Source organism: Pelagicoccus sp. SDUM812003 (assembly GCF_031127815.1).
GTDB lineage: Bacteria > Verrucomicrobiota > Verrucomicrobiia > Opitutales > Opitutaceae > Pelagicoccus.
On sequence record NZ_JARXHY010000042.1, the window covers coordinates 1 to 3052 of the forward strand.

A 3052-nucleotide genomic window follows, 5' to 3' on the forward strand; every position below is an offset into this window, starting at 1 on the left:
GGTGTGAGTTGTAGTAGCTGTATTCATAAAGGCACTATATTGACGGGTCGCCTCATGGCGACTCGTCTCTGTGCCTTCTCATTCCTACTGGTTCTCCAAAATCTTTCTTTCTACAGTGCAGGAGGTTTCGGCTTCCTTCACGAAGTTTTCTATTTCTAAAAACCAGACCGTCATTTTGGATTCCTTGTCGAATGGTGAAGCTCGATACGCCTGAAGTCGAATTCCTTTGTCTGCTAAACTTGTCGTGTTTCTTCCAACTCTGTTTCGACATTCTGTCGTGGTCGCACTAGCTGAGGATGTTGCAACCTCCGATTCGAGAGTCGTTATTTTTTTCGGAGAACGTGAAAGCCATACGCGGAAGTCAGCGCGGAGCGCTGGCTGGAGTTGTATGGGCTGACTGGTTCTGCTCGATTTTCATTAGGTTTTCAATTGGGATAAACATCCCGGCTCCAAACTTGTCATTTGGTCGAGAGACAAAACCGTAGGACTCATAAAACGGCTCTACTCCCTTTACCGAGAACAAACCAATGAACGCTCCTTTTCTGGCAACTCTTCTCAAGTGCTCGAGGAGATCATTCATAATCAATCTGGAGAATCCATTTCCTCGATACTCCTTCTTTACTATGATGTCTTGGATGTAGAAGAAGAGACCGCCGTCGCCGACGATCCGGCCGATTCCAATCAACTCTTCGTCCAACTTTAGACAAACCGTGTGCAAGGCGTTATTGAGGGATTCCAGAGTGGCCGACGAATCAGGAACGCCCCAGCCAACCTGCTCACGAAGATCGTTGTATTCGAGAAGGGTAGGAATCCTGTATTCAATCGTTGGGTTCATAATTTACTGCAGAACGTGAAGTCCATACGCGCAGGTCAGCGCGGAGCGCTGGCCGGAGTTGTATGGGACGACTGGTTGGACCTATTTTTCAATTCGTTCACGAGCTCCTTGTTGGCCCAGTACAATGAGCCAACCGAAAGGAATCTGAACTTCTTTCCATCACTGGTTCTTATTCTTATTGGCTGGCAATTCACAAATCGTTCGATCTCGACCTCTTGGATTTCAGGATAAGTGTACTCGAACTCTTTCTTTGATTTTTTGAAGCGTAGTCCGTGCTCAAGTTGGTAGACTGTAGCCAGGTTGTGATAGAACATGAAATTGATCAGAACAATCAGCGACCCAAAACTGAGGATGAGTAATCTGGTTTCTTTTGCTTCTTCGGTGAACGCCATCACCGCGAGTACTCCGATACACAGAACGTAACCGTATTTCAGGGGGAATGTCCAAAGACTGGATACTCGCTTGTTCATTCTTTTTCGTCCAACGTGAAGGTCATACGCGAGGGCTAGAGAACCGTCGTGCAGGGAGTTGTGAAGATATGTCCTTGCTGCTGCCACAACTCGGGCGCTTGGCCCGAGTTGTATGGACCGACTGGTTCTGCTTATTTTTTTTCATTCAGATTGTAGGAGATTTCCTTTCAGACCTATTTCTTCTTTTGATCTCTTCGATCTTCTCATCTCTTTTCGCTTTTCTTTTCTTGGTCATCCAGAACTTGCCAAAGAAAGTGAAGGCGAGAGCTGCTAGTCCGATCGTGCGGAGTAGTGCCTTGTAGGCCAATCGATAACCTTCATTCGTTTCGCTCCAGTATTCGTATCCGCTCAATAGAGCAAATGCGGCCAGCAATATGGCTAGAACGAGATAGGTTTTTCGATTCATCTATTTTCTGCAGAACGTGAAGTCCATACGCGTAGGTCAGCGCGGAGCGCTGGCCGAAGTTGTATGGGACGACTGGATATGCTCTTCTTTTTTGTTCGTCAGTTTGATCATCTTTCTTTCTGTCTTCTCGAAATCTCAAATCCTTCCAACGTGAGGATGTTTCCTTCTCCTCTTATGAATACTTCCTCGTTCTCATTGAGGTCCCAGAAGATTCGGTATTGTGCGTATGGCTTGCTGATTATGTAGTGATGAATGGTCGGAATCACAGTTTGGGTCATTTTCTTTTCTGCATCGGTGAAAAGGTTAGATTCGGTGACCTTCGTTCGTGCTGATTCAATAACCGTTTGCCATTCATCTTCGGTCAGTCGAGAGGACGATAGAGTGGAGCATCCGCAAGCGAACAAGATGAATATGGTTAGAATCGTTGTTTTAATTCTCTGCATATCGTGAAAGCCATACGCGTAGGTCATCGCGGAGCGATGGCCGGAGTTGTATGGGCTGCCTGGTTGGGCTTAGTAGATTTTGTATCCATTATACTCGTTGGTTCTGCCATCAAGTAGACCGATGAAGCCGCTTGGCTCAGGTGATCCATCTATCTTTAAGAACTGAAGGAGGTCATCCCCTTGGTGGATGGTTTCGTCTTTCACGAATGAATATGGGATCAGATGCTTCTTTGCACCTTCTCCACCGCCACTTTTATTCCATCCTTCTGGGTTGTTACGTCTATTTGTGTTTCCATACCAAATGTACGCTTTCTCGAGTGTGTTCAGATAATAGTCGTCGCACTCGATCACGATTCCGGTGTAGATTTGGTCAGGGCCTTTCAAATTGTAGTAGTTTTGTATGTACTGGTTTGTGTGTATTCCTCGTTTCAGATGGTCGAAATGTTCTTCGAGACGAGCGACAGCGTCACGATGCGTCATGCCGAAATAGGCTTGATCGCCATATCCGGTTTCCATGGGAAAGATTCCGCTTTGAATGTAGATGCTGCCCATTGTTATTTGCCCAACGTGAAAGCCATACGCGGAAGTCAGCGCGGAGCGCTGGCTGGAGTTGTATGGGCTGACTGGTTCTGCTTTATTTTCATTAGGTTTTCAACGGGGATAAACATTCCAGCTCCAAACGTGTCATTTGGTCGGGAGACAAATCCGTAGGACTCGTAGAGTGGTTCGACTCCCTTTACCGAGAACAAACCTACGAAAGCTCCTTTCTTGGCAACTCCCCGCAAGTACTCGAGGAGATCATCCATTATCAATCTGGAGAATCCATTTCCTCGATACTTCTCTTTTACGATGATGTCTTGGACGTAGAAGAAGAGGCCACCGTCGCCAACGATCCTTC

The 3052-nt window shown here is 46.5% G+C and carries 5 protein-coding genes; all 5 read right to left on the minus strand.

The features are described from left to right. Positions 1 to 361 precede the first annotated feature (361 nt). A complete protein-coding gene (locus QEH54_RS22550; RefSeq protein WP_309020990.1) occupies positions 362 to 835 on the minus strand; it encodes a GNAT family N-acetyltransferase in 474 nt (157 codons plus the stop codon). Positions 836 to 870: 35 nt separating this feature from the next. Beyond that, positions 871 to 1305, minus strand: a complete 435-nt coding sequence (locus QEH54_RS22555) for a hypothetical protein (RefSeq protein ID WP_309020991.1) — start codon at positions 1303 to 1305, stop codon at positions 871 to 873. 145 nt (positions 1306 to 1450) lie between these two features. Beyond that, positions 1451 to 1711 carry a hypothetical protein gene (locus QEH54_RS22560; RefSeq protein WP_309020992.1) on the minus strand — a complete coding sequence of 87 codons (261 nt, stop codon included), beginning with the start codon at positions 1709 to 1711 and terminating at the stop codon, positions 1451 to 1453. A gap of 512 nt (positions 1712 to 2223) precedes the next feature. After that, positions 2224 to 2670, minus strand: a complete 447-nt coding sequence (locus QEH54_RS22565; RefSeq protein WP_309020993.1) for a hypothetical protein — start codon at positions 2668 to 2670, stop codon at positions 2224 to 2226. Positions 2671 to 2741: 71 nt separating this feature from the next. Continuing rightward, positions 2742 to 3052: GNAT family N-acetyltransferase (locus tag QEH54_RS22570; protein WP_309020994.1), on the minus strand; the 311-nt coding region annotated here is incomplete at its 5' end.

Coding starts and splice junctions, on each gene's coding strand:
- QEH54_RS22550 (WP_309020990.1), bottom strand. CDS start 835: ATGAACCCAACGATTGAATACAGGATTCCTACCCTTCTCGAATACAAC.
- QEH54_RS22555 (WP_309020991.1), bottom strand. CDS start 1,305: ATGAACAAGCGAGTATCCAGTCTTTGGACATTCCCCCTGAAATACGGT.
- QEH54_RS22560 (WP_309020992.1), bottom strand. CDS start 1,711: ATGAATCGAAAAACCTATCTCGTTCTAGCCATATTGCTGGCCGCATTT.
- QEH54_RS22565 (WP_309020993.1), bottom strand. CDS start 2,670: ATGGAAACCGGATATGGCGATCAAGCCTATTTCGGCATGACGCATCGT.